The sequence below is a fragment of the Curvibacter gracilis ATCC BAA-807 genome (assembly GCF_000518645.1).
GTDB lineage: Bacteria > Pseudomonadota > Gammaproteobacteria > Burkholderiales > Burkholderiaceae_C > Curvibacter > Curvibacter gracilis.
In genome coordinates this window covers 30234-55080 of record NZ_JADZ01000036.1, presented here as the reverse complement: position 1 = coordinate 55080, position 24847 = coordinate 30234, and the positions used below count along the sequence as shown (strand labels likewise).

The window sequence follows — 24847 nt, the reverse complement described above, 5'->3', positions numbered from 1 at the left end:
TTCCTTGACCTCGCGCTCCAGTTCCTTCATCCGCTGGGCCTCGCCGGTCGTGACGCCTTCACGCACGCCAGCATCGACCTCGGCACGCTTGACCCACTCGTTCAAGGTCTGCGGCACACATCCAATCTTCGGCGCGATGGACTCGATAGCCGCCCACAGCGACGGGTACTCCCCACGGTGCTCCTGCACCATCCTCACCGCGCGCTCACGCACCTCGGGTGAGAACTTGTTCGACTTGCTCATGGCTCAATCCTCTCAGAGTGTTGAGCCTCCTCAAAATCCGGGGCGATTCACCGCAAAGCCTTTTGCGTTCCTTGATCGCGTCTGATCGCCAGGGCAGTTAGATTTGAAATAGCCTGAAGGCAGGTCTCTTGGGGAGTTCCATGCTCATCGCTCAGTTGTCAGACCCGCACATCCGCCCCAAAGGCGAGCTGTACCAAGGCGTTGCGGATTCCAACCGCATGTTCGAGGAAGCGATCGCCCATGTGCACGCCCTCGATCGACGCCCTGACCTGATGCTGATCACCGGCGATTTGGTTGACGAGGGGCAGCCTGCGGAGTACGCGATGGCGCGCGAGCTGCTGTCGGCTTCGCGCATTCCTGTGTTCGTCATCCCGGGCAACCACGATCACCGTGAGAACTTCCGCCTCGCGTTTCAGGATCACCCCTATTTGCCCAAGACGGGTCCCTTGCACTGGTGCAACGACGACCATCCGGTTCGCCTGATCGGGCTCGACTCGTGTCCGGCAGGGCAGCACCATGGGCAGATCGACACACAGGGCCTTGCCTGGCTGGCTGGCGTGTTGGCCCAGGACCGGGTCAAGCCCACACTTCTGATGCTCCACCACCCGCCGCTCATGAGTGGCATTGCTTACATGGACAAGTACCGCTACATGGAGGCTCAGCCCTTGGAGGCGGTGGTGCGGGCGGCGCCCAATATCGAGCTTGTGCTGTGTGGGCATGTGCACCGCACCATGCTGCGGCGTTGGGCTGGCACCGTGTTGTGCTCTTGCCCGAGCACCACGACGGAAATCGACCTGCAGTTCGCCCCGGATGCCAGGCCGCAATCTCACATCGGCCCGCGCGGTTGCATGCTGCATTGGTGGGACGAGGCCCACGGCATGGTGAGCCATGTGAGCCACATCGGTGACTTTGCGGGGCCATACGGATTCGCTTGAGCGCGGGCGCTGCTGTTTGGTCATGCCCTGGCTTTCATGGTCCTTGCAGGCGCTGCGCTGGCCTGCTTCACCCTGTCAATATCCACCACCCAATCCCCCGCTTCCCGCCCAGCGGCCTAGGGCTCACCCTTAACGATTGTTCGCGATGCGCGAGCGGGCTTGACTTCGGACAATTCGCGGCAGAACAACTCGGAGACTGCCCATGTCAAGCCCACACCGCCATCGCCTGCTTTCGCTCACCCTCCTGACCGGAGGACTCTTGACCACCGCTTTACCCGCCATGGCTTTGCGCCCGCCGGCGGATGTGGATGGGCAGCGCATCCAGCGGGCGGATCAAGAGCCCGGCAACTGGATGAGCCATGGCCGCACCTACGATGAGCAGCGGTTCAGCCCGCTCAAGCGGGTCAACGATGCCAACGTCAGCAAGCTGGGTGTGGCCTGGACTTACAAGCTCGACATCGACCGCGGTGTGGAGGCCACGCCCATCGTGGTGGATGGCGTGATGTACACCACCGGCGCCAAAAGCATCGTCTATGCGCTCGATGCCCGCACCGGCAAGCCCTTGTGGAAGTTCGACCCGCAGGTGCAGGTGGAAAGCCTGTCCACCGGGTGCTGCGACATCGTCAACCGCGGTGTGGCTGTCTGGAAGGGGCGCGTCTATGTGGGCGCCTTCGATGGCCGCCTGATCGCACTCGACGCCCGCAACGGGCGCAAGGTCTGGGAGGTGGATACGGTCATCGACCACAAGAAGAGCTACACCATCACGGGCGCCCCGCGCATCGTGAAGGGCAAGGTGCTGATCGGCAATGGCGGCGCCGAGTTCGGGGTGCGGGGCTATGTGACGGCCTACGACGCCGACACCGGCCGGCAGGCCTGGCGCTTCTACACCGTGCCTGGCGACCCGAAGAACCCGCCCGAGAACGCCGCCATGGAGATGGCCCTCAAGACCTGGTCGGGCAACGGCTGAGTGAAGTGGGGCGGTGGCGGCACGGTGTGGGATTCGATGGCCTACGACCCCGAGCTGGACCTGCTCTATGTGGGCGTGGGCAATGGCTCACCCTGGAACTACGATTTCCGCAGCGAAGGCAAGGGCGACAACCTGTTTCTGTCGTCTATCGTGGCCGTGCGCCCCGACACTGGCGAGTACGTGTGGCACTACCAGACCACACCCGGCGATCGCTGGGATTTCACCGCCACGCAGCACATGGTGCTGGCCGACATCGTGATCGAGGGCAAGCCGCGCAAGGTCATCATGCAGGCGCCCAAGAACGGCTTCTTCTACGTGCTGGACCGGCAGACGGGCAAGCTGCTGTCGGCCGACAAGTTTGTGCCGGCCAACTGGGCCTCGCATGTGGACCTGAGCACGGGCCGCCCGGTGATGACGGGCGAGGCCGACTACAACAAGGGCCCGAAGATGGTGGTGCCCTCGTTCCTGGGCGGCCACAGCTGGCAGCCCATGTCGTTCAACCCCCAGACGGGCTACATCTACCTGCCGGCGCAAGAGACGGTGGCCGGCCTGGAGGCGGCCAAGGCGCCCGAGTTTCTGCCCACCAAATCGGTGGTCAACCTGGGCCTGAATGCCCCCGACCTGCCTGAAGACCCCCAGATCACCCAACAGGTGCGCGACGCCTGGAAGGGCCGCCTGATCGCCTGGGACCCGGTGAAGAAGGCACCGGCCTGGACGGTGGACTACAAGGCCCCGGGCAATGGCGGCACCCTCAGCACGGCCGGCAATCTGGTGTTCCAGGGCACGGCCGATGGCCGGGCTGTCGCCTATGCCGCAGACACCGGCCGCAAGCTGTGGGAGCAGCGCGTCAACTCCGGCGCCATGGCGGGCCCGGTCACCTACGAGGTGAAGGGCGAGCAATACGTGACCTTCATGGTGGGTTGGGGCGGGGCCTTGCCCCTGATCGGGGGGCCCTTGTCGCTGGGCGCCCAGGTGCAGCCCGAAGCGCGCGTGGTCACCTTCAAGCTCGACGGCAAGGCCAAGCTGCCCGCACCGGCCCAACAGGCCCGCGATCTGCCCCCGCTGCAAACGCTGGCGGCCAGCGCCGAGCAGGTGCAGCAGGCGCGCACCCTGTTCAATGGCCTGTGTGCCTCGTGCCACGGCATCAACGCCATCAGCGGCGGCGTGGTGCCCGACCTGCGCTACCTGAGCCCCGCCAAACACCAGCAGTTTGCCGGCATCCTGTACGGCGCCCGCATCCCCAAGGGCATGCCCAGTTTCAATGGCGTGCTGACGATGGATCAGGTGGAGCTGATTCGCCAGTACCTGGTCAAGCGCAGCCATGACCTGGCTGCTGAGCTGGCGACCGCCAAGGGCAGCAAGGCGGCGCAAGCTGAGCCAGCGGCGCAACGCTGATCTTGAAACCCGCCCCCTGCAGGCGCCGGTGGGGGGCGGCGATCTCGGTGCTTGCGCCGCTACTGTTGCTCCGGCTGTTGCTGCCTCAGGGCTTGGGTGGTTGCAGGCCCCCGGCGGCGATGCAGGCGGTGGCGGTCACTCCCGGCAGTCAGGCGACCCAGCCCGTGGCCAAGCTCAGATCCGGGGAGAACAGCCGGCGGATGCACGGATGCAGAGCATCACCGCAAGGGGCCGTGGCGGTTCACTGCCCGTTTTTTTCGGCCTTCGCGGCGGCGGCACCTTCGGCTTTTCTCTTGGCGCGGGCTGCCTTTTTCTCTTCGGCGCTCACCTTGCCCGATGCTGCCGACTTGCTGTCACCCAGGGCCACTTCGCCCCCTTGAGGAACCGGGGTTGCCTTGGCGGCAGCGGCGCCGTTGGCCTTGCGCTCTGCACGTGCTGCTTTCTTTTCTTCGGGTGTGACGATCTTGGTGGCGGCAGCCTTGCTGTCTGCCGCCTCGACCTCGCCGGCCGCGAAGGCGGTGCCGATGAAGGCTTGCGAGACCAGAAGACCGGCGATCAAAATTTGCTTGTTCATGTGGAATCCTGTTTGAAATGGAACTTGGAAACGGTTGTTGAAAATGAGGGGGCAGAGACTCTGCCCCCCGCCGCTGGGGCTCGGCTGTGCATGCCCGCGCCCCATTTCGCCTGCCCCATCTGCCGGGGTGCTTGCAGACGGGGCCGAAACAATTTTGCGCGCACTGCCACCTGCATGCCAAGGCGGGGTGTCATGGCTCGCTGGTGCGCAGGCCCACGATGGCGATGCCGGTCACGGCCGCCACCGGCAGCAGCAAGGCCACAAAGCCGACCGCCGAGTAGCTGAGGGCGCCCGCGATCGACCCCAGGGCAAAGGTCAGCACCGGGTAGAAGAGCCGGCTGATGCGCTGGTGCAGGCCCGCATCCCTGCGCCCGGCGATCCAATCGCTGGCCTCCATGACGAGTTGGGTCACATTGCCCGTCATGACCGTGTTGGGCGTCAGCTTGGCCAGCAGCATCCTGCTGCTGGCGTTCTGCATGCCCATGGCGCCCGCGCCAAACAGGCCCGCGGCGTAGGCCAGGGGCTGACCATGAGCCGGTACCAGCTCTGAGGCCACCCCCGCCGCCATGAAGGCCAGCAAGAGCATGGCTTGCAGGCCCATCAAGGGGCGCAAGGCCGGCCGGCCTTGCCGTTCGAGAGCCAAAGCCCGCCAGCGGCAAAGCGCAACCGCCAGCACAAAGACCGGAAACGCCAGCAGCTTGAGCGCCACACCGTGCCCAGGCTGCACCAGTTCCGCACCGATCAACACAAAGTTGCCTGTGACGTGGGCGGTGAACAGGCCGAACAGGGCGACAAACCCAAGCGTGTCGACAAAGCCGGCCACCCCCGCCAAAAGCGTGGCGCCGTGGTGGGCAGAGAGGGGTTTCATGGTGGGGCGGTCTCCGGTGAGGGGGTCAGTGGGCGCGGAACTGGCTGCGCCACTGGCCTGGCGATAGGCCCTCCGCGGCGCGGAAGCTGCGCGTCAGGTGGGCCTGGTCGGCAAAGCCGCATTCGATCGCAATGTCTGCAATCGAGAGCGGGCCTTTGAGCAGCAGCTTGGCCAAGTCGATCTTGCGGGCAAGGCGCCACTGCGCCGGGCTGTAACCCGTCCAGGCCTTGAAGGCCATGCTGAAGTGGCCCCGCGACAAACCGCATTGGCGTGCCACGGCGGCCACGGTGCAATGGGCCTGCCCGCAGAGTTCGAACATGGACAAGGCCTGAATGCGATTGGAGCGGGACAATCCCCCGGCCGATGCTTGCAGGACGGCGGCATTCACGGGGCAGCCTCCTGCCCAGGCAAGTCTAGCAAGTGGGCCTCGACCAGCCACAGCAGCTTGTCTGATTCGCGCGAAAGCTGGGTGAACAGGTCGGCCGTGCCTGCGTCACCGAGATGGCTGGCCACCTCAATGTCTTGCCGCACCCCAGCACCGAAGCCGCTCAGGGCCCCGCTGACGGCGTCGAGGTGGGCCGCGCCGCCCCTCAGCGTCAGCGGGTATTCCGCCAGCGAGCTGCCGTTGACCGCCGTCTTCAGGCGCCCATCGGCCGTGCCGCCCAGGGCGGTGATGCGCTCGGCGATGAGGTCGACCGCCTCTTCGATCGCGTCGTGCACCGAATCCAGCAGCTGGTGCAGCTGGAAGAATTGAGGGCCCTTGACGTTCCAGTGCGCGTGCTTGAGCTGCGCGTCCAGGTCGATGGCATCGTTCAGGCGCTGCTGCAGCAGGCGTGCAACCTGCCCACGCACCAGCGGTGGCAGATCCATCTTGGTGACATATCCCATGGTGCTCTCCCTGTGATGTGGCTCAGGCCTGCAAGAAGGCCAGAAGCAACTCATTGATGCGGTCCTTGTGCGTGGTGCACAGGCCATGGGGCGCGCCCGCCACGATCTCCAGCTTGGAGCGAGGTGCCAGTTTGGCGGCTTCTCTGCCCGTGGTTTCCAGCGGCACGATCTGGTCATCATCCCCGTGGATGATCAGGGTGGGCACCGTCATGCGTTTGAGGTCTTCGCGCAGGTCGGTCTCCGAGAAGGCCTTGATGCATTCGTACTGGGCCAGGATGCTGCCCGTCATGCCTTGCAGCCAGAAGGTGTCGCGCACCGCCTCCGACACCTTGGCGCCTGGGCGGTTGTAGCCATAGAAAGGCAGGGTCAGGTCTTTGTAGAACTGGGCCCGATTGGCCTGCACGCCGGCACGGATGCCGTCAAACACCGACAGGGGCACACCGGCCGGGTTCCAGTCTGTTTTCGCCATGATGGGGGTGACCGCACCGATCAGCACCGCCTTGGCCACGCGTTTGGTGCCGTGCCGGCCGATGTAGCGCGCCACTTCGCCGCCGCCCGTGGAGTGGCCGACGTGCACCGCGTCCTTGAGGTTCAGCGCCTCGGTCAAGGCGGCCAGGTCATCGGCATAGTGATCCATGTCGTTGCCGAAGCCGGGTTGAGACGAGCGGCCATGACCACGCCGGTCATGGGCGATGACCCGGTAACCGCGCGAGGCGAGGAACAGCATCTGATCCTCGAAGGCATCGCCGTTCAGGGGCCAGCCGTGGCTGAAGACGACGGGCTGACCTTGCCCCCAGTCGTTGTAGAAGATGCGGGTCTTGTCCCGGGTGACGATGACATTGCCTTGGTTCATGGTGTGGGCTCCTGGGTGTGACAGAGTGGATGGGTGGTTGGCGGGCTTGTCCTTGGCCATGGCCAGGGCGGGCAGAACAGCGGCGGCCCCCAGCAGGGCTTGGCGGCGATCGACGGGAACATTGAGTGGCATGGCATCTCCGGTGGCGGGTTGTCTACGGTGGCGATGGGGTCAGCGTAGTGATCCAGCGGCAACCCGTCTTGGACGTTATTGATGTGTTGGCCATCCATCCGCCATCCATCCGCCATCCGACAGCCATCAACCTGAAATCGCCCGGCAATCAGTCGGCAATCGCTCGGGCATGGCTAGGCAGTCACCTGCCGGACCTCCGCCTGGGGCCCACAGGCCCCTCAGCTGCGCGTTCTGGGGACGATGCTGCCCGGGCTCACGCCAAGGCGTTGTTTGAAGCGCCTGTTCAGATGGCTTTGATCCGCAAAGCCGCACAGGTGGGCCACCTCGGAGCAGGGCAATCCGGCTTGCAGGTATTGCTTGGCGCGGAAGATGCGGTAGGCCAGCAGGTAGTCGTGCGGGGCGATGCCGAAGGCCTTCTTGAACTGCCGCAGCAGGGTGTAGGGGTTGGTCTGGCACACCTGGGCCAAATCACTGAGACTGATCTTGTCCTGGAAGTGCGCTCTGAGGTACTCGATCGCCTGCATGGGCCGATGGCTACACGAGGCGGTTGACGCCTTCAGGCCCTGCCCGCTGCTGCGCTGGGCGATGGCCGACAACAGCCAGCTGAGGTAGGTCGTGGCCAGCAAGGTGCATTCGTTGCGATGTTCGAACAGCCAGTGTGTGTCCCAGAACAGCTGCACCAGCTCCGGGCTCATGATCACGGGCGACGAAAAATCCACGGCCGGCAGAACACCGTGTGACTCTTCATAGATCTGCGCCAGCCGCTTGCCCGACAGGTGCATCTCCCGGCATTCCGGTGCGGTTTCAGCGCTGGCTCGGGCCTCGATGAGGCGGGCCGAAAACACCTGGCCGGCATTGCGAATGACCAGGTGATCGGGCGTTTCATCGTGCTGGCGCCGGTCTTGCTCGCTGCGCCAATAGGAATGCCGGAAGGCCAGGATGGTGATGTCATCGTGGAACACCCGGTTGAAGGCCAGCGGCTGATCGGTGGAGATCGCCACGCGCTGAAAGCCGATGTCATCGGTGCGCCAGGCAATCACCTGGTGTTGCGGTCTGGACGGGGTTTTCCCGTCGCGGGAGGTCGCGCTCGTCATCGTTGCCGGGCCCGCCAGTCTTGTAGGGCCACCAGCACGAAGCCGCCCACCAGGCCCAGGTGTTCATAGAAGGCATTGGCCACGCCGGCGCGCAGCGGTGGCTCCAGGGTCCAGTAGCGGTTGGCCAGAAAGGTCGCGGCAAGGGTGAAGCACGCCAGCAGGGCGGCTGCGAGCCCACGCCACCAACCCGTCAGGATCATGAGGGACGCCCCCAGTTCCAGCACGATGGTGCCGCCCGCCAGGAGCGGGGCAGGGGCCAGGCCGAAGTGCTGCATCTCCTGCACCGCCGCCGGAAAATCCAGCAGCTTGTTGACGCCCCCCTGCAGGTAGGCCGCGCAAAGCCCGAGCAGGGCCAGCCCATGAAGGGCCGACGCCAGGCGATGCGCTGGCCCTTGGGGCGACTGATCCGTCGATGATCTGAGCATGCTCGCCTCGCTCGGGGTCAGATGGCCCAGCAGGCACAGCCGAGTGCCCCCCAGAAGCTCTTGAGGTCGGCAATGGGCAGCTGGCGGCTCCAGGCCGTGGCATGCTCGTGGCCATGCACCCCGCAACTCACGTTGCAGGCACAGGCTGCGGCGGCCTGGCGCTTCAAGCTGGCTTGCAAGGGGGCTCCACCTTCGTCAGCCCAGCCCGCATAGCCGCCGAAGGTGCGCACCGGTGACCAGTCTGGCATGGCTGGGGGAGGCGCGGCCTCGTCGTGATCCTGGAAGATGCCCGATGCATACACCACCTTGCCACCCACCAGGGTCAGCAAGGAGGTGGTGTCGGCAATATCGGACTCGGGGCAGGCAAAGAAATCGCGATCGGGCACCATCAGGTCGGCCAGTTGGCCGGCTTCGATGCGGCCTTTCTTGCCCTCCTCGTTGGAGAACCAGGTCACGTTGTCTGTCCACATGCGCAACGCGGCTTCGCGGTCCAGGCAATTGCGCTGCGGGTAGAGCTGCAGGCCCCCCACCGTCTTGCCGGTGACCAGCCAGGACAAGGACACCCAGGGGTTGTACGAGGCGACGCGGGTGGCATCGGTGCCCGCCGACACCTTCACGCCTTTCTCGAGCATGCGGGCCACGGGTGGCGTGGCCTCGGCGGCCCCCCTGCCGTAGCGCTCGACAAAATACTCGCCCTGATAGGCCATCCGGTGCTGCACCGCGATGCCGCCACCCAGCGCCGCGATGCGGTCGATGGACTGTTCGGAGATCGTCTCGCAGTGGTCAAAGAACCAGTTCAGCCCTTGCAGGGGCACGCTCTGGTTCACGCGCTCAAACACGTCCAGGGCGCGGCTGATGGTCTCGTCGTAGGTGGCGTGCAGGCGCCAAGGCCAGCGGTTTTGCGCCAGCAGACTCACCACGGCCTCGAGTTCGCCCTCCATCTCGGGCCCCATGTCAGGGCGGGGCTGGCGGAAGTCTTCAAAATCGGCGGCCGAAAACACCAGCATCTCGCCCGCGCCGTTGTGGCGAAAGTAGTCGTCGCCCTGCTTGTACTTCGAGCTGGCGGTCCATTGCAGAAAGTCTTCCTTCTCCTGCTTGGGCTTTTGCGTGAACAGGTTGTAGGCCAGTCGAAGGGTCAGCTGCCCCGCGTCGGCCAGCGTCTGGATCACTTCATAGTCTTGCGGGTAGTTCTGGAAGCCGCCACCCGCATCAATGGCCCCGGTCACGCCCAGGCGATTCAGCTCGCGCATGAAGTGGCGCGTCGAGTTGATCTGGTAGTCGATGGGCAATTTGGGGCCTTTGGCCAGGGTGGCGTACAGGATGCCCGCATTGGGCTTGGCCAGCAACAGCCCGGTGGGGTTGCCGCCCGCGTCGCGCAGGATCTCGCCACCCGGTGGGGCCTGGGTGTCCTTGGTGTAGCCCACGGCCCGCAAGGCCGCGCCATTGAGCAAGGCCCGGTCATACAGATGCAGGATGAACACCGGTGTGTCGGGTGCGACGGCGTTGAGTTCCTCCAGCGTGGGCAGGCGCTTCTCCTGGAACTGGTGCTCGGTGAAGCCGCCCACCACGCGAACCCACTGTGGCGCCGGGGTCAGGTCGACCTGGCGTTTGAGCATGGCCATCGCGTCGGCCAGACTGCGCACGCCATCCCAGCGCAGCTCCATGTTGTAGTTCAGGCCACCACGGATGATGTGGATGTGGTTGTCGATCAGGCCGGGCAGCACGCGCTTGCCGCGCAGGTCGATGACCCGGGTGTTCGGCCCTGCCAGTGGCAGGATCTCGTGATCGCGACCCACCTGCTGAAACCGCCCGTCCCGTATGGCCACGGCGCTGGCGTTGGGCTGGCTGCGGTCCAGCGTGGTGAACAGGCCACGGTGAAGGATCAGGTCGGGATGGCTGTTGGGGTTCATCATGTGTCCTGCCTTTCGGCGTTGGTTTCACGGGCCCTCGGCGGGGCTTTGGGCAGGTGCCCGAACATGTGCGGTTTGACCTGCTCGTTCAGCCAGGACACGCGGTGCGCGCGCTCTTGCAGAACCTGCCTGAGCAGAGACGGGATTTGCTCGCCTGCCAGGATGCCCAGCAGGCCGACCAGCGCAATCACCGGGGGCGCCGGTGACCGCACATTGAGCGCCCCGTAGATGACACCCACCAACACACCGACGGCCAGTGCCAAAAGATAGGGCTTCATGGCCTGTCAGCCTTCGTGGGCGCCGAACATGGTCTTGGCGTAGGTGATGCCCAGACCATAGGCGCCGCCGTACTGCTTGGCAATGCCCGTGGTGAGCTCATAGGTGTCGGTGCGCGCCCAGTCACGTTGCAGTTCCAGCAGGTATTGCAGCGCGGTCATGGGGCGGGCGCCGGCTTGAACCATGCGGTCCACGGCACGGTTGTGGGCTTCCACCGACACATCACCGCAGGCGTCGGCAATGACATACACCTCATAGCCCTGAGCCAGTGCGGACAAGGCCGGGCCGACGATGCAGACCGAGGTCCAGAGCCCGCCCAGCACCACGCGGTCACGCCCGATGGCATTGACCTGCTGGATCACGTTGGCGTCTTCCCAGGTGTTCATGGAGGTGCGGTCGATCAGGGCCTGGCCTGGGAAGGCGGAGGTGATTTCTTCGTACATGGGGCCGGAGAAGCTCTTTTCCGCCACGGTGGTGAGGATGGTGGGCACGCCAAAGCCCTTGGCGGCGCGCGAGATCAGGGCCGCGTTGTTGCGCAACTGGATGGCATCGATCGACTGCGTGGCAAACGACATCTGCGACTGGTAGTCGATCAGGATCAGGGCGTGGTCCGATGGCGTGAGCAGTTTGGCGCCGGGTGTCGGGGTGGCGGTGAGTGTCATGGTGAGATCCTTGAAAGTGTGGGAGAACAAAAATGAACAGAAGCGCGCCGATCGTGCCAAGTGCGTTTGGCGCCGTCTTGAAGATTTGTCAGGTGGTCGTGGCAGTGTCTGGCCGCATGTCACCGCGAGGGCAGCTCGCGCGGCGGCAGGTTGAAGACCAGCACCTCGGCCTGCTGGCCACCGCTCAAATGCAACACCTCTTCATGGCGCACACGGGCGCCATCGCCTTCGGCCAGCCTTTGCCCGTTCACCTCCAGGCTGCCGCGCGCCACATGCACATAGGCGTAGCGGTTCGGCCCCAGCGCCAAGGTGCTGGCCTCGTCACCGTCAAACAGGCCGGCATACACGCGGGCGTCCTGGTGAATGCGCAGTGAGCCCTCGGCACCATCCGGCGAGATGATGAGGGCCAGTCGGCCACGCTTGTCCGCTTCGCTGAAGTGCTTTTGCTGGTAACCCGGCTTGGCCGCCCGGATGTTGGGCACGATCCAGATCTGCAGAAAGTGCAGCGGGTCGGTCGTGGAGTGGTTGAACTCGCTGTGCCGCACCCCGGCGCCGGCGCTCATCAACTGCACGTCGCCAGGGTGGATGACCGAGCCGGTGCCCATCAAGTCCTTGTGTTCCAGCGCCCCTTCGAGCACATAGGAAAAGATCTCCATGTTGTTGTGCGGGTGGGTGCCGAAGCCCTGCTCGGCTTGCACCCTGTCGTCATTGATCACCAGCAGTTCAGAAAAGCCTTGCTGCTGGGGGTCGCGGTAGTGACCGAATGAGAAGGTGTGGCGCGACTCAAGCCAACCCAGGTTGGCGAGGCCCCGATCGTTGGCTTTGCGAAGTTCAAGCATGCTGCTCTCCGGACTGGGTGATCTTTCGATCTGGTTGATGATCAATTTCATCGAATCAACCAATCAGTGAAGTGTTTCCGATGAATAGACGTTAGTTTCCGTTTCGGAATACCCCCTTGGATTGAAGAATTTCATGCTTCATAATCGAAAAATTCGAACATAGATGGGGCGCTGCAAGCATGTTGAAGATCACCCTCGAAGCCATTGAGTTGGTGGACGCGATTGACAGGCATGGCTCATTCGCCGCGGCGGCCGAGCGGCTTCACAAGGTGCCATCGACGGTGTCCTATGCCATCACCAAGCTCGAATCACAGTTGGGCATGGCTTTGTTTGTGCGCAACGGGCCGCGCATCACCCTCACGCCCCCAGGGCGGGAGATGCTCAAGGAAGGGCGGTGGCTGCTCAATGCCGCAGCCGATCTGGAGTCGCGGATGTGCCAGATCGCGACCGGCTATGAGTCCGAGTTGCGCCTGGTCCATGACTCCTTGGTCCCGCCCAGTGCGCTGGCGCCAGATGTCTGCGCTTTTGAAGACCTGCGTTGTGGCACCCGTTTGCGCATCGCCTGCGAAGCCCTGACCGGCAGCTGGGAGGCCTTGCGGGACGACCGAGCCGATCTGGTCATTGCGGCCGGCGATGGCCCGGCCGGCGGCGGCTACCGGGCGGTCAACGTGGGTTCGCTCGCTTTTGGCTTTTGTGTGGCGCCAACCCACCCCTTGGCCAGGGCGCAGCTGCCCTTGAGTCGGGACGAGCTGTTGCAGCACACCGCCATCGTGGTGGGTGACAGCGCACGCCACCTGTCAGAGCGGACGGTGGGGGTGCAACTGGGCCAGAAGCGGATCACCGTGCCCTCGATGGAGGCCAAGATCGCCTACCAGGTGGCGGGGCTTGGCCATGGCTTTCTGCCCCTGGCCTGCATCCAGTCCGAATTGGCCCGCGGCACCCTGGTCGAATTGCCTTGCCAGGAACCCAGGCCTGACGAGCAATTCTGGCTGGGCTGGAAGATCGGCCACGAGGGCGAGGCGCTGAAGTGGTGGGTGAATCGACTTTCCCGGCCCCTGCTGCCGCACATCCTGGCCAAGTGAGGGCGTGCAGGGGGGGGCGTGCATCGCTGTGGGTTGGATGCGGGCCCACAGGGGGCATCGTGTGGCCAGCATGGGGCTAAGCAGGTAAGCGCCCATCCCCCGTCCCGTCACGCCGGTGCCCCTGCTCTGCAGGGTGGCTGGCCTTGGACGTTCAGGCAGCCTTGGCGACCACCACCCGCTTCACCACCCCCAGCGCCAGCGCCGTCACCACCGTGCCCGCCGCAATCGCTGCGGCATACAGCAGCACCTGGTTGACGGCATTCGGGATGGCCAGCACAAAGATGCCGCCGTGGGGGGCCTGCAGGCCGATGTGCCAGAACATGCTCAGGCCACCGGCCACGGCCGAGCCGAGCACGCAGGCCGGGATCACGCGCAGGGGGTCGCGCGCCACGTAGGGGATGGCGCCTTCGGAGATGAAGGCCAGGCCCAGCACGGCGGTGGCTTTGGCGGCGTCGCGCTCTTCGGCCAGAAAGCGGCTGCGAAACAGCCAGCAGGCCAGGGCGATGCCCAGCGGCGGGGTCATGCCGCCGGCCATGGCCGCGGCCATGGGTTCGGTCACGCCCGAGCCGATCAAGGTGGTGGAGAACACATAGGCCGCCTTGTTGACGGGCCCGCCCATGTCCACGGCCATCATGCCGCCCAGCACCAGGCCCAGCATCACGGCGCTGCCGGTCTGCAGGCCCTTGAGCCAGTTGGTCAGGGTGCCCATCACGGCGGCCATGGGCTCGCCGATCACCATCAGCATCAGCACGCCGGTGATGGCCGCGCCCAGCAGGGGCAGCAGCAGCACGGGCTTGAGCCCCTCCAGCCCGCGCGGCAGGCGCAGGTAGCGGTTGAGTGCCTGCACGCTGTAGCCGGCGATGAAGCCGGCCGCAATGGCGCCCAGAAACCCGGCCCCCACCGTGCCGGCCAGCAGGCCGCCGATCATGCCCGGTGCAATGCCGGGGCGGTCGGCGATCGAGTAGGCGATGTAGCCGGCCAGGGCCGGCAGCATCAGCGCAAAGCCGGCCTTGGCCCCCACCTGGAACAGCACCCAGCCCAGCGTGCCTTTGTGGGCATCGTCATACACATAGATGCCGCCCAGCGCAAAGGCCAGCGCAATCAGCAGGCCGCCGGCCACCACAAAGGGCAGCATGAACGACACACCGGTCATCAGGTGCTTGTAGGCGCCGGTGCGGGCCTGGGGGCTGGCAGGCGATGCCGTGGCCGATGTTGCCGCGCTGGCCGCCGTCGCCGTGTTCCAGACCGTGGCCTGGCGGGCCGCCTCGGTGAACACCGCGCCCGCGTCATGGATGGCGGCCTTGGTGCCGGTCACGTGCAGGCGCTTGCCCACAAAGCGCTCGCGGTTCACCTGGGTGTCGGCCGCAATGATCACCAGGTCGGCCTCGGCAATGGCCTGGGCGCTGAGGGTGTTCTGGGCCCCCACCGAGCCCTGGGTCTCGACCTGGATGGCGTGGCCCAGGGCCTTGGCACCTTGCTCCAGCGCCTCGGCCGCCATGAAGGTGTGGGCCACGCCGGTGGGGCAGGAGGTGACGGCCACGATGCGCAGGGGCGCAGCAGGAACAGGGGGTGCGCTTGCGGCTGCAGGCGCCGCGGCCGGTGTCAGCGGTGTGGGCGTTGTGGTGTTCAAGCCTGGCTGTGCGGCGCCAGCGGCCGGCAGCAGGGCGCGGCGCAGCACGCCTTCGGCATCGGCCAGCACCTCGGCCGGCGTCACGCGCAGGGTGGGCACCTGGGGTTGCAGGTGAGGGGGCAGGGGGGTGTCCAGGTCCGAGGCCACGATGCAGGCCAGGGCGCCTGCGCGTTCGGTTTCGCTCCATACGCCTTGGTCGCCCAGCGGGCTTTTCACCCACAGGGCCAGGTGGTGGCCCTGGCGTTCGGCGGCGGCCCGCAGGGCCTCGCCGGTGATGAAGCTGTGGGCGGGGCCAGCCTGGCTGGCCGCGAGGGCAATGAGTTGCGCCATGCGTGTCTCCGTGTGCTCAGTGTGGGGTTCAGATCGAGGCGGTCAGATCGGTGCGCTCAGATCGGCGTGGTGTGGATGCGGCTGGCCAGCTCGCGCACCTCTTGCAGCGGGGGCAGGCCGGGGGCGATGCGCTGGATGCGGGCGGCTGCACAGGCCATGCCGAACACGCCTGCGGCCGGCATGGCCTGGCCGTCCATCAGCGCGGCCAGGGTGCCGGCCACCAGGGCGTCGCCCGCGCCCACGGTGGTGGCCACGGGCACGGCGGGCGCGGCAGCCTGCCAGCGGCCGTGGGCGTTGACCATCACGGCGCCTTCGGCACCCAGTGACACCACCATCTGTTGCACCCCGTACCGTTGCGCCAGGGCCTGGGCCGCATCGGCCACGGCCCGGGCATCGGGCAGGGGCTGGCCCACCAGCTCTTCCAGCTCGGCCCGGTTGGGCTTGATGAAGGCGGGCGCCACCACCGGGCCCAGGGCCGGGTCGGACAGGCGGGCCAGCAGCTGCCCCAGCACCGCGCCGCCGGTGTCGATCACCAGCTGCGCGCCGCGGCTGGCCAGCCAGCGCGCCAGGCGCTCCCACAGGGCCACATCGGTGCCCGGGGGCAGGCTGCCGGCCAGCTCGCACCAGTCGCCGGGCGCCAGGGTGGCGGCCAGGGTTTGCTGCAGCTGCTGTTCGGCGACCCGCAAGGACTCGGGGGGCAGGCTCAGGCCGGGCAGGTTGATGTCGGTGCTGTCGCCGCGCTCGGCCACGGCCAGCTTGATGTTGGTGCGGGTGGCGCCGGGCAGGCGCACCATGGCGTCGGCGATGCCGTGGCTGGCAAAGGCGGTGCGGAACACCCCATCGTTGTCGGCGCCCAGCCAGCCGCTGGCGGTCACCGGCCGGCCCAGGGCGGCCAGCACGGCGGCCACGCCAATGCCCTTGCCGCCGGCCTCGGTCTGCTCGCCCAGGGCGCGGTGCACCGCGCCGGGCTCCAGCCGGCTCAGCCGCACCGTCTGGTCGATGGCGGGGTTGAGGGTGATGGTGATCAGCCGGGCGCTCATGCCTGGGCCTCCGTGCTGTCTGCGCTGCGCAGGGCCGCGCCCAGGGCGCGCACCTCGTCGGCGCTGTCCAGGTCCAGGGCCCGCTGGGCCAGGGCCTGCAGCTCGCTCAGGCGGTGGCGCCGCAGCAAGGCCTTGATGGGCCCCAGGTCGCCCACACTCATCGAGAGCTCGTCCACGCCCAGGCCCACCAGCAGGGCTGCGCCCAGCGGCTCGCCAGCCAGGCCCCCGCAAACACCCACCCAGCGGCCGTGGCGGCGCGCGCCGGCCACGGTGCGCTCGACCAGGCGCAGCACGGCGGGGTGCAGGCTGTCGGCCATGGCGGCCAATTCGGGGTGCTGGCGGTCCACCGCCAGCGTGTACTGGGTCAGGTCGTTGGTGCCGATCGAGAAGAAGTCGACATGCGCGGCCAGGCGGTCGGCCAGCAGGGCGGCCGAGGGCACCTCGATCATGATGCCGATGGGCACCTCGGGGGCGTCCAGCTCTTCGCGCACCTGGGCCATGCGCCGGCGCAGCTCCAGCACTTCTTCCACCGTGCTGATCATCGGGAACATGATCTGCAGCGGGCCATGCCGGGCCGCCCGGTACAGGGCGCGCAGCTGAGGCAGCAGCAGGTCGTCGCGGCGCAGGGCCAGACGGGCGCCGCGCACGCCCAGAAAGGGGTTGTCCTCCACCGGCAGCTGCAGGTGGGGCACCTGCTTGTCGCCCCCGATGTCCAGCGTGCGCACCACCAGCGGGCGCCCACCCAGGGCCTCGACCATGGCGCGCAGGGCCAGGTACTGGGCCTCTTCGTCGGGCACGGTGTCGCGCTCCAGAAACAGGAACTCGGTGCGCATCAGGCCCACGCCCTCGGCGCCGGCCTCCAGGGCGCGGGCCACCTGGTCGGCGCGGTTCACATTGGCCGCAATCTCCACCGTGTGGCCGTCGGGGGTGGTGGCGGGCAGCAGGCGGTTGCGGGCCTCTTCGGCCTGGCGGCGGGCCAGGCCTTCGATTCTTTCTTGCGCCTCGATCAGGGCGGTGGCGCTGGGGGCCACATACAGTCGGCCCCGGTAGCCGTCGAGGATGGCGGGGGTGCCGCTGTCGGCTTTCAGCAGATCGGGGCCGCCGGCCACCACGGCCGGCAGGCCCAGGGCTCGGGCCAGGATGGCGGTGTGGGCGGTGGGGCCGCCACTGGCGGTGCAGAAGCCGCGCACCCGCGCCGGGTCGATCTGGGCGGTGAAGGAGGGCGACAGGTCGTCGGCCAGCAAGATGGCATCGGCCGGCCAGGCGCCGCCCACGGCCTCGGAGGGCAGGCCCAGCAGGTGGTGCAGCACGCGGTCGCCGGCATCCTGCAGGTCGGCGGCGCGCGCGGCCAGGGTGGCGTCGGGCAGGGCCCGTTGGGCTGCCACCCGTTCGCCCAAGGCCTGGCGCCAGGCCCAGGCCGCGCCGTGGCCCTGCACGATGCCGCGGCTCACCGCCTGCAGCAGGCGCGGGTCGCGCAGCAGGCCGGCGTGGGCGCTGAAGATGCCCGCCTGCTCGCTCTGGCCCTGGCCGCGCGCCTGGGTGGACCAGGCCTCCAGCTCGGCCATGGCTGCCTGCAGGGCCTGCTCCAGGGCCTCGGCCTCCAGCGGGGCGCTGCGGAAATGGTCTTCGACCTGCAACACCGCCCCGGCCGCCTGCACCAGGGTGCCGATCACCAGGCCGGGGCTGGCCGCGATGCCGGTGAAGGTCTGGCGCGCCGCCGGCTGCCAGTCGCCCAGCACCTGGCCCAGGCCTTGGGCCTGGCTCTGGCGGAAGCTGGCCAGTTGGGCCTGGCGGGCCTCTTCTTCGCCCAGGCGCACCACGATGGCCCGCAGGGCGCGCAGGGCTTCTTCGGCGTCCGGCCCCTGGGCCGACAGGCGCAGGGTGGCGCCGCGGCCGGCGCCCAGGCTCAGCAGGGCGGCCACGTTCTTGGCGTCCACCACCACCTGGTCGTAGCGCACGTGCACCTGGGCGACAAAGCGCTGGGCGGTCTGGGCCCATTGGCCGGCTGGGCGGGCGTGCAGGCCGTTGGGGTAGCTCAGCGCCACCTCGCGGCCCAGCGCAAAGTCTTGCAGGGTCGAGGGCGCCGGTGCGTCGGCCTCGCCGTCGGTGGTCAGGGCGCGCACGATGTCTTCTGGGTCGTGGGTGCTGATCAGGCGCTGCATCAGGGCCTCGTCGCGCATCAGGCGCGTCAGGCGGCGCAGCACGGCAATGTGCTCGTCGGAGGCCGCCGCAATGGCCACCACCAGGTGGGCCTGCTTGGCATCGTCGCCCCAGCGCACACCGGCCGGCACCTGCAGCACGGCCAGCCCGGTGCTCTGCACCAGGTGGCGGTCTTCGATCATCCCGTGCGGGATGGCCACGCCCTGGCCCAAAAAGGTGTTGGCCAGCTTCTCGCGCTGCAACAGGCTGTCCACATAGGCCGGCAGCGCATGGCCGGCCTGGGCCAGCAGGGCTCCGGCGGCGCGCACGGCGTCTTCGCGGTTGTGGGGGGCGGCCCCCAGACGGACTTCGACCGGAATCGGCATCGCTGTCTCCAAATTGGTATCGATTTCAGGAGCGCATTATCGATGTCGTTTCTCAGGAATGGCAATGATTCGGGGTGTTTTGCGTCTAATAATCAGGGTAATCCCTGTGTTTCAAGTCTGAAAATCAAGATTTGACGGAGGGTGAAAGGCCATTGAACAGCTCATTTTGATGTTGTATTTGGAATCGATACCAAGCATGGCAGCCGGCGTTACCATGGAGGCCGGCAAGAGAAAGGTTTTCAGGTGAGCAGTATCAAGGACGTCGCAGCCAAGGCCGGTGTGTCCACCACCACCGTGTCGCGGGTGCTCAGTCAACCCCAGGCGGTGCGCCCGGCGCTGCGCGCCCAGGTTGAAGAAGCGATTGCTGCCCTGGGCTATCGCCCCAATCTGGCGGCGCGTCGGCTGCGGCAACAGCGCGCCTCGCTGCTGGGCCTGATCGTGTCGGACATCCGCAGCCCCTTTTTCACCGATGTGGGCCGGGCCGTCGAAGACATGGCCTACCGCCATGGCCTGCGCCTGATCCTGTGCAACACCGACGAGAACCCCGAAAAGGAGCACTCCTACCTGCAGCTGATGGCCGATGAGCAGGCCAGTGGGGTGATCTATTCACCCACACTGGACGGCCTGCGGCGCTTTCGCGCCTCAGACTGGCCCTTTCCGGTGGTGATGGTCGATCGGGCCCTGCCCGACACCCCGGTGGACCGGGTGCTGCTCGACAACGCGGCGGCGGCGCGCCAGCTCACCGAGCACCTGCTGGCGGCGGGCTACCGGCGCATTGCGCTGCTGGTGGGCCACCAAAGCACCACCGGCCAGGAGCGCCAGGCCGGCTACGAAGCCGCCCTGCAGGCCCGCGGCCTCAGCCCCGAGGTGCACCGCGTGGCCCCCACCCGCGAGGCCGGCACCCAGGTGGCCGCCGCCTTGCTGGCCCAGGCCGATGGGCCAGATGCCCTGCTGGCCTCCAACGGCCTGCTGTTGATGGGGGCGGTGCAGGCCTTGCAGGCGGCGGGCAAGCGCTCACCGGGGCAGATCGGCCTGGCCGGCTTCGACAACAACGACTGGACGGCACTGCCCTCGGTGGACGTGACCGTGATCGCCCAGCCCACCTACGACATCGGCCGCACCGCAGCCGAGTTGATGCTGCAGCGCATGGACGACCCGGATCGGCCGGCGCGCAAGGTGGTGCTGGAGGGGCAGTTGGTGATCCGCGGGTCCAGCCGGGGGCCGGACGGCGTCAGGGGCTGACGCCGATCGGGGGCGGGCGCCCCCCATCCCCGCCCCGTCAGTGGATGGCCGCGTACATGATGGCCTCCTGGCTGGCCTGCTCGGCCGAGAACTCGACCACCACCTTGCCCTGCTTGGCCACCAGGATGCGGTCGGACAGGGCCATCACCTCGGGCAGGTAGGACGAGATCACCACCACCGCCTTGCCGGCATCGGCCAGCCGGTTGATCTCGGCATGGATCTCGGTGATGGCGCCCACGTCCACCCCGCGTGTGGGCTCGTCAAAGATGATCACATCGGGGTCTTGCACCAGCGACTTGGCAATCACCACCTTCTGCTGGTTGCCACCCGACAGCTCGATCACCTTCACATCGCGGCTGATGGCGCGCACATTGAGCAGCTGGCTCCAGTGCTCGCCCATGCGGGCGGCGCGGCCCGGGTCGAGCAGACCGAACATCGAGCCCAGCTTGCCCAGCCAGCCCATGTAGATGTTCTGGGTGATGGACATGGTCTCGAAAAAGCCCTCCACCTTGCGGTCTTCGGTGATGTAGGCAATGCCATCGGCCACGGCCTGGCGCGCCACGCGGTAGCGCACCGGGCGCCCGCGCAGCAACACCTCGCCGCCGTGGAAGAAGTCGCGCTTGATCAGGCCGGCCACCACCTTGAAGGTCTCGGTGCGGCCAGCCCCCACCAACCCGAACACGCCGGTCACCTGGCCCGCGAACACCGACAGCGAGTTGTTTTTCACCATCGAGGCCATGCGCAGGTTGCGCACCGACAGCACGCAGTCGCCCTGGGCCCGGACATGGGTCTTCCTCTGCCCGTACAGGGTTTGCGACAGGTCGCGCCCCACCATGGCCTGGATGATGCGGGCGCGGTCGAAGTTCTGTTTCAGGTCGGTCACCACGTGCTGGCCGTCGCGCAGCACCGTGATGCGGTCGGCCAGCAGCAGGGCCTCTTCCAGGGCGTGCGAGATGAAGATCACCGACACCCCGCGCGCCTTGAGGTTGAGCATCAGGTCGAAGAAGTATTTCTTCTCTTCGGGGGTCAGGCTGGCGGTGGGCTCGTCAAAGATGATGATGCGGGCCTGGTGCAGCACGGCGCGGGCAATCTCCACCATCTGCTTCTTGGCCGCGCCCAGCAGGCTGACCGTGGCCGTGGGGTCGACATCGAAGTTGAGCGACTGCAGAAATTGCTGCGCCGAGATGTACACCCCGCGCAGGCGGTTGAAGAACTGCTCTTGCCCCAGAAACAGGTTCTGCGCCACCGTCATGGTGGGCACCAGGCTGGTCTCCTGGAACACCATGGCAATGCCCGCGTCACGCGCCTCCAGGGGGGTCTTGAGCTGCACCTCGCGCCCCTCGACCAGCATCTGCCCGTCGCTCAGGGCCACCACCCCGGCCATGATCTTGGTCAGGGTGGACTTGCCGGCGCCGTTCTCGCCCAGCAGGGCATGGATCTCGCCGCGCCGCAGGTCAAAATTCACCCCGTCGACGGCCGGTACCCCGCCGTATTTCTTGGTGGCCTGGCGCAGCTCCAGCACCACCTCGTCGGCCAGCGGGGCAGGGGCTGTGGCGTGGGGGGAAGCGTGGAGGGAATCCAGCTGAGAAACCGTCATGTCGTACTCCCTGCCGGCTGGGTGTCCAGCCGCAACAAGCGCCCCGCACCGCGCGAGGCCACATACAAGGCGTGGCCCACCTGGGCCACCGCCGTGATGCCGTGGTGCTGCCCGTCCACCTGGCTGTGCAGCGACGACAGCACCCGGCCATCGGCCGCCACCCTGAGCACCAGACCATAGGAGCGCGGGGGCGCCCAGGGCTTGAGCACGCCCATCTGCTTGACGCCCGCACCCTGCAGCGGCTCCAGAAAGCTCTGGCCCGAGGACAAGGCCGGCGCGATCCAGTGGCGGGGGTCGATCTCCGCCACCATGCGCTGGCGGTAGGCGGGCTCGCGCAGCACGAACTCGACCAACTGCGAGCGACACACAAAACAGCTCAGCCAGAAGCCACCGCTGTCATCCAGCGCCATGCGCGACGGGTAGCCCACCAGTTCGGCGCTCAGCGGGTGGCCCTGGCGCGGGCCGGTGCCGCTGAGGTCGAGCACGCGGTGATGCCAGCTTTCGCTGACCAGCACCCGCGAGCCCAGCGCCAGCACGCCAAACGCGTGGCGCAGCGCCTGGGCCAGCAGCTCGGCCTGTGGCGCGCCCGACGTCCAGCAGCCCACGCGCCCCGTGCGGCCCAGCGTCATCAGGTCATGGCACCAGGCCTCGGTGCCGTGGCGCGAAGAGCCTTCGCTGAACAGCAATCGCCCCTGGGCGTCAAAGCCCAGCGCATTGACGCTGAGCAGCGGCGTGCCCGCCAGCGTCTGCAGGCTGGCCTCGGTGATCCAGTCGGTGCCCCGGCGGTGCAGGATGCGCAACTCGCTGCCGGCCAGCGCCACGGCCAGGCGCTCGGGCCCCTGCAGGGCCAGCGCGGTGACGGGGCGGTCAAAGCGCAGCTGTTCCACGGGCGTGGTGCCCTGGTCCAGGCGGTAGAGGGCGTTGCCCGCGCTCATCCACAGCTGGCGCCCATCGCAGGCCAGGTCGTTCAGGCCCGGCAGCCGGGCCACCACCTGGGCCTCGTCCAGGGCCCGGTTCGGCTTGAGGGCGCCATCCATCACGGGCACGGTGATGGCCGCCTCGCCCCGGCCCAGAAAGCGGTCGCTCAGTTGTCTGAAGGTGGCCAGCATCAGTGTTGCTCCCAGCGTTGTTCGTAGTGGGCGAAATCCGCCTTCGCGTCGGGCAGCTTGTAGCGGCCGATGCGGTTGTTGGAAATGCCGCCCAGGTACAGGTAGCCCCGGTGCTCGCGCATCGAGGTGATCATGGGGTGGTTCTCGCCACCCAGGTCCCACAGGGTTTCAAGCACTTCGCCGCGCTCGCTGAACTTGAGCACGCAGCCGGTGTTGATGTTGGGGAACAGCCATTCGTCCACCGGCACCCGCTTGGCCATGCGGCGCCTGAAGCCCGGCATGCGCATGGCCAGGTCGTAGGCCGGCGCCCGCATGCCCACCAGGGCCATCCAGTAGTGGCCGTCCGAAGCCAGGTTGATGTTGTCGGGGTAGCCCGGCAGGTTGTCCAGCACCACCTCGACCTGGCCCTGGCGCGGCCCGTCAAACCAGTAGCGCTTGACGCAGCAGCCCCAGGTTTCGGCAAACAGGATGGACTGGCCGTCGCTGGCCACGCTGATGCCGTTGGGGAACTTCAGCCCGCGCAACAAGGTGCGGGTGCTGCCGTCACGCGGGTCGTGGCACACGATGCGGCCATTGCCGCGGGCCTCCAGCCCGTCCACCGGCCACTCGTGCATTTCATAGCGGGTGGTGGCCTCGCTGAAGAAGATGCGGCCATCGGGGGCGATGTCCAGGTCGTCGGCCAGGCGCAGGCGGCTATCGTCGTTGATCGAGGCCCAGCTGCGGTTGGTCTCATCGGTCACGCAGTGCACCTCGCGCTGTGGCGTCACCTTGTACAGGCCCATGCCGCCCACACAGACCAGCAGGTTCCAGTCGCGGTCAAACGCCATGCCCAGGGGCTGGCCGCCAATGTGGGCAAAGACCTCCATCTCCTGGTAGTCGGGCGCCTTGAACCGGATGATGTCGCCATGGCGCGAACCCGCATACAGGTGGTTGTCGCGGTCCAGGATCACGTCCTCGGGCGCCTCGATGCGGCCCAGGCCGATCAGCTCCACATCGCGCAGCTTGTTGTTCACGGCCCAGGCGCTGTGTGCCTGGGCACTGCAGTCGGGCGCGGCGGGCAGGCGCAGGTAGGTGGGGCTCACGTACACCTTGCTGATGATGCGGTGGCGGTTCTTGAGCCAGCGCACATCGATGGCGGCGGCTGCGATCAGGATGCCGGCCAGCACCATGCGCGTCATGCCGCCAGGGGCCGACAGCGAGGTCAGGCCGTTGGTGATCAGCAGCACCACCAGGGTGCCCACCAGCGCCTTGGTCACCGAGCCGCGGCCGCCCCCCAGGCTGATGCCGCCCAGCACGGCCGCGGTCAGCACCAGCACCTCCATGCCCACGCCGATGTCGGCGCCCGCCGTGGCCAGGCGCGACGCGAAGAAGCAGCCCCCCACGGCCGTCAGCACGCCGCTGCCCACATAGCTCAAGGCCACGGTGCGGCGCACGGCGATGCCGCAGTTGTAGGCCGAGCGGCGCGAGCCGCCGATGGCCATCACATGCCAGCCCCAGCGCAGCCGGGTCAGCATCAGGTGGCCTGCGATGGCCACCACGGCATAGACCCAGGCCACGGAGGGGATCTCCAGAAACGTGCCCCCGCCCAGAAAATCCCACCAGGGCGAGTCGGGCAGGTTGCCCGCGATCTCGGTGGAATAGCGCAGGCTCAGGATCTCGTACAGCGAGCGGAAGATGATCAGCGTGATCAAGGTGGTGAGGAAGGCGCGCAGCCGCAGATAGCCGATCAGCACCCCGTTGATGCCCCCGAGCAGCGCACCGGTGACCAGGGTGCCCAGCACCGCGGCTGGCACCGGCCACTTGAGCACGTGCATCATCATCAGCGCACTGAAATTGGTCAGCGCAAAGATCGACCCCACCGACAGGTCGATGCCCCCCACGATCATCACCAGGGCCAGGCCCAGCACCACGAAGCCCACCTCGCCGGCCTGCCGCAAGGTGTCGGCCAGCACGGCCATGCTGTAGAAGTTGGGCAGCAGCTGGCCCGAGGCGATCAGCACCGCCAGCAGCAGGATCACCGGGATGGCGGTCTCGGTCCAGCGCTTGGACAGGATCTCGCCCACCCAGTGGTCGGGCCAATAGCGGTAGCGCTGGCGGGTCAGTGTCTCGGACCACGTCGGCGCGTCCGGGCCCTGGCGCGGCGGCGCGCCCGCCTGCAGCAAAGGGGGCAAGGTGGTGCTTGAAGGGTCACTCATGGCAGGTTTCCATCCATCGGTGAAGCGCCCCTGGCA

The 24847-nt window shown here is 67.3% G+C and carries 21 protein-coding genes and 1 pseudogene; 4 read left to right on the top strand and 18 right to left on the bottom strand.

Annotation, left to right across the window (positions count from 1 at the left end):
* Window positions 1-243, bottom strand: a 243-nt coding sequence (locus L880_RS0122415) for a transposase (RefSeq protein WP_027477580.1), incomplete at its 3' end; no start/stop codon positions are given.
* Between the two features lie 140 nt (window positions 244-383).
* Here L880_RS0122415 and L880_RS0122410 point away from each other — a divergent pair.
* Together L880_RS0122410 and L880_RS33165 are read left to right on the top strand one after the other, a co-directional pair.
* Window positions 384-1178: a phosphodiesterase gene (locus tag L880_RS0122410; RefSeq protein WP_027477579.1), complete on the top strand. Its 795-nt coding sequence runs from the start codon at window positions 384-386 to the stop codon at window positions 1176-1178.
* Window positions 1179-1458: 280 nt separating this feature from the next.
* Window positions 1459-3540, top strand: a pseudogene (locus tag L880_RS33165) (PQQ-dependent dehydrogenase, methanol/ethanol family).
* Between the two features lie 241 nt (window positions 3541-3781).
* Here the strand turns inward: L880_RS33165 and L880_RS0122400 are convergent.
* The 11 genes from L880_RS0122400 to L880_RS0122350 form a co-directional block, all read right to left on the bottom strand.
* Entirely contained in the window at window positions 3782-4219 is a 438-nt protein-coding gene (locus tag L880_RS0122400) for a hypothetical protein (RefSeq protein ID WP_245615300.1), read from the bottom strand.
* Between the two features lie 85 nt (window positions 4220-4304).
* Window positions 4305-4982 carry a YoaK family protein gene (locus L880_RS33160; protein WP_043330261.1) on the bottom strand — a complete coding sequence of 226 codons (678 nt, stop codon included), beginning with the start codon at window positions 4980-4982 and terminating at the stop codon, window positions 4305-4307.
* Between the two features lie 25 nt (window positions 4983-5007).
* Window positions 5008-5301 carry a helix-turn-helix transcriptional regulator gene (locus L880_RS0122390; RefSeq protein WP_051443515.1) on the bottom strand — a complete coding sequence of 98 codons (294 nt, stop codon included), beginning with the start codon at window positions 5299-5301 and terminating at the stop codon, window positions 5008-5010.
* Between the two features lie 65 nt (window positions 5302-5366).
* Entirely contained in the window at window positions 5367-5870 is a 504-nt protein-coding gene (gene dps, locus L880_RS0122385; RefSeq protein ID WP_027477577.1) for a DNA starvation/stationary phase protection protein Dps, read from the bottom strand.
* A 22-nt stretch (window positions 5871-5892) separates the two neighbouring features.
* Window positions 5893-6723: an alpha/beta fold hydrolase gene (locus tag L880_RS0122380; protein ID WP_027477576.1), complete on the bottom strand. Its 831-nt coding sequence runs from the start codon at window positions 6721-6723 to the stop codon at window positions 5893-5895.
* A 350-nt stretch (window positions 6724-7073) separates the two neighbouring features.
* Window positions 7074-7895 carry an AraC family transcriptional regulator gene (locus L880_RS34510; RefSeq protein WP_051443514.1) on the bottom strand — a complete coding sequence of 274 codons (822 nt, stop codon included), beginning with the start codon at window positions 7893-7895 and terminating at the stop codon, window positions 7074-7076.
* A 50-nt stretch (window positions 7896-7945) separates the two neighbouring features.
* The gene (locus L880_RS0122370) at window positions 7946-8374 is read right to left on the bottom strand and encodes a DoxX family protein (protein WP_027477575.1); all 429 of its coding nucleotides are present in this window, start codon (window positions 8372-8374) and stop codon (window positions 7946-7948) included.
* A gap of 17 nt (window positions 8375-8391) precedes the next feature.
* Entirely contained in the window at window positions 8392-10284 is a 1893-nt protein-coding gene (locus tag L880_RS0122365) for an amidohydrolase (protein ID WP_027477574.1), read from the bottom strand.
* Entirely contained in the window at window positions 10284-10562 is a 279-nt protein-coding gene (locus L880_RS0122360; protein ID WP_019572331.1) for a XapX domain-containing protein, read from the bottom strand. The genes L880_RS0122365 and L880_RS0122360 overlap by 1 nt, the downstream gene beginning before the upstream one ends.
* A gap of 6 nt (window positions 10563-10568) precedes the next feature.
* Window positions 10569-11222 (bottom strand): hydrolase, encoded by a 654-nt coding sequence (locus L880_RS0122355; RefSeq protein WP_027477573.1) that lies wholly within the window; start codon window positions 11220-11222, stop codon window positions 10569-10571.
* 119 nt (window positions 11223-11341) lie between these two features.
* Complete coding sequence (locus L880_RS0122350) at window positions 11342-12061, bottom strand: pirin family protein (RefSeq protein WP_027477572.1); 720 nt, start codon at window positions 12059-12061, stop codon at window positions 11342-11344.
* Window positions 12062-12240: 179 nt separating this feature from the next.
* Here L880_RS0122350 and L880_RS0122345 point away from each other — a divergent pair, with 179 nt between their 5' ends.
* Window positions 12241-13143, top strand: coding sequence for a LysR family transcriptional regulator (locus tag L880_RS0122345; RefSeq protein WP_027477571.1), 903 nt, complete (start codon window positions 12241-12243; stop codon window positions 13141-13143).
* 151 nt (window positions 13144-13294) lie between these two features.
* Here L880_RS0122345 and L880_RS0122340 read toward each other — a convergent pair whose 3' ends face one another.
* The 3 genes from L880_RS0122340 to ptsP are packed head-to-tail and all read right to left on the bottom strand — an operon-like array spanning window position 13295 to window position 18668.
* Window positions 13295-15103 (bottom strand): fructose-specific PTS transporter subunit EIIC, encoded by a 1809-nt coding sequence (locus L880_RS0122340; RefSeq protein ID WP_027477570.1) that lies wholly within the window; start codon window positions 15101-15103, stop codon window positions 13295-13297.
* A 56-nt stretch (window positions 15104-15159) separates the two neighbouring features.
* Complete coding sequence (locus L880_RS0122335; protein WP_027477569.1) at window positions 15160-16143, bottom strand: 1-phosphofructokinase family hexose kinase; 984 nt, start codon at window positions 16141-16143, stop codon at window positions 15160-15162.
* Window positions 16140-18668 carry a phosphoenolpyruvate--protein phosphotransferase gene (ptsP, locus tag L880_RS0122330; RefSeq protein WP_027477568.1) on the bottom strand — a complete coding sequence of 843 codons (2529 nt, stop codon included), beginning with the start codon at window positions 18666-18668 and terminating at the stop codon, window positions 16140-16142. Before ptsP ends, L880_RS0122335 begins: the two co-directional genes overlap by 4 nt.
* Before the next feature lie 243 nt (window positions 18669-18911).
* Between ptsP and L880_RS0122320 the strand changes: the two genes are divergently transcribed.
* Window positions 18912-19910, top strand: a complete 999-nt coding sequence (locus L880_RS0122320; RefSeq protein WP_027477567.1) for a LacI family DNA-binding transcriptional regulator — start codon at window positions 18912-18914, stop codon at window positions 19908-19910.
* Window positions 19911-19947: 37 nt separating this feature from the next.
* Here the strand turns inward: L880_RS0122320 and L880_RS0122315 are convergent, their stop codons facing one another.
* The 3 genes from L880_RS0122315 to L880_RS0122305 are packed head-to-tail and all read right to left on the bottom strand — an operon-like array spanning window position 19948 to window position 24811.
* Window positions 19948-21507, bottom strand: a complete 1560-nt coding sequence (locus L880_RS0122315; RefSeq protein WP_211245352.1) for a sugar ABC transporter ATP-binding protein — start codon at window positions 21505-21507, stop codon at window positions 19948-19950.
* Window positions 21504-22616: an SMP-30/gluconolactonase/LRE family protein gene (locus L880_RS0122310; protein WP_043330258.1), complete on the bottom strand. Its 1113-nt coding sequence runs from the start codon at window positions 22614-22616 to the stop codon at window positions 21504-21506. The genes L880_RS0122315 and L880_RS0122310 overlap by 4 nt, the downstream gene beginning before the upstream one ends.
* A complete protein-coding gene (locus L880_RS0122305) occupies window positions 22616-24811 on the bottom strand; it encodes an ABC transporter permease (RefSeq protein ID WP_211245351.1) in 2196 nt (731 codons plus the stop codon). The genes L880_RS0122310 and L880_RS0122305 overlap by 1 nt, the downstream gene beginning before the upstream one ends.
* Between the last annotated feature and the right edge of the window lie 36 nt (window positions 24812-24847).

Excerpts from the sequence above, each read along its gene's own strand:
- L880_RS0122410 (WP_027477579.1), top strand. The coding sequence starts at position 384 with ATGCTCATCGCTCAGTTGTCAGACCCGCACATCCGCCCCAAAGGCGAG.
- L880_RS0122400 (WP_245615300.1), bottom strand. The coding sequence starts at position 4,219 with ATGGGGCGCGGGCATGCACAGCCGAGCCCCAGCGGCGGGGGGCAGAGT.
- L880_RS33160 (WP_043330261.1), bottom strand. The coding sequence starts at position 4,982 with ATGAAACCCCTCTCTGCCCACCACGGCGCCACGCTTTTGGCGGGGGTG.
- L880_RS0122390 (WP_051443515.1), bottom strand. The coding sequence starts at position 5,301 with ATGTTCGAACTCTGCGGGCAGGCCCATTGCACCGTGGCCGCCGTGGCA.
- dps (WP_027477577.1), bottom strand. The coding sequence starts at position 5,870 with ATGGGATATGTCACCAAGATGGATCTGCCACCGCTGGTGCGTGGGCAG.
- L880_RS0122380 (WP_027477576.1), bottom strand. The coding sequence starts at position 6,723 with ATGAACCAAGGCAATGTCATCGTCACCCGGGACAAGACCCGCATCTTC.
- L880_RS0122370 (WP_027477575.1), bottom strand. The coding sequence starts at position 8,374 with ATGCTCAGATCATCGACGGATCAGTCGCCCCAAGGGCCAGCGCATCGC.
- L880_RS0122365 (WP_027477574.1), bottom strand. The coding sequence starts at position 10,284 with ATGAACCCCAACAGCCATCCCGACCTGATCCTTCACCGTGGCCTGTTC.
- L880_RS0122360 (WP_019572331.1), bottom strand. The coding sequence starts at position 10,562 with ATGAAGCCCTATCTTTTGGCACTGGCCGTCGGTGTGTTGGTGGGTGTC.
- L880_RS0122355 (WP_027477573.1), bottom strand. The coding sequence starts at position 11,222 with ATGACACTCACCGCCACCCCGACACCCGGCGCCAAACTGCTCACGCCA.
- L880_RS0122350 (WP_027477572.1), bottom strand. The coding sequence starts at position 12,061 with ATGCTTGAACTTCGCAAAGCCAACGATCGGGGCCTCGCCAACCTGGGT.
- L880_RS0122345 (WP_027477571.1), top strand. The coding sequence starts at position 12,241 with ATGTTGAAGATCACCCTCGAAGCCATTGAGTTGGTGGACGCGATTGAC.
- L880_RS0122340 (WP_027477570.1), bottom strand. The coding sequence starts at position 15,103 with ATGGCGCAACTCATTGCCCTCGCGGCCAGCCAGGCTGGCCCCGCCCAC.
- L880_RS0122335 (WP_027477569.1), bottom strand. The coding sequence starts at position 16,143 with ATGAGCGCCCGGCTGATCACCATCACCCTCAACCCCGCCATCGACCAG.
- ptsP (WP_027477568.1), bottom strand. The coding sequence starts at position 18,668 with ATGCCGATTCCGGTCGAAGTCCGTCTGGGGGCCGCCCCCCACAACCGC.
- L880_RS0122315 (WP_211245352.1), bottom strand. The coding sequence starts at position 21,507 with ATGACGGTTTCTCAGCTGGATTCCCTCCACGCTTCCCCCCACGCCACA.
- L880_RS0122310 (WP_043330258.1), bottom strand. The coding sequence starts at position 22,616 with ATGCTGGCCACCTTCAGACAACTGAGCGACCGCTTTCTGGGCCGGGGC.
- L880_RS0122305 (WP_211245351.1), bottom strand. The coding sequence starts at position 24,811 with ATGAGTGACCCTTCAAGCACCACCTTGCCCCCTTTGCTGCAGGCGGGC.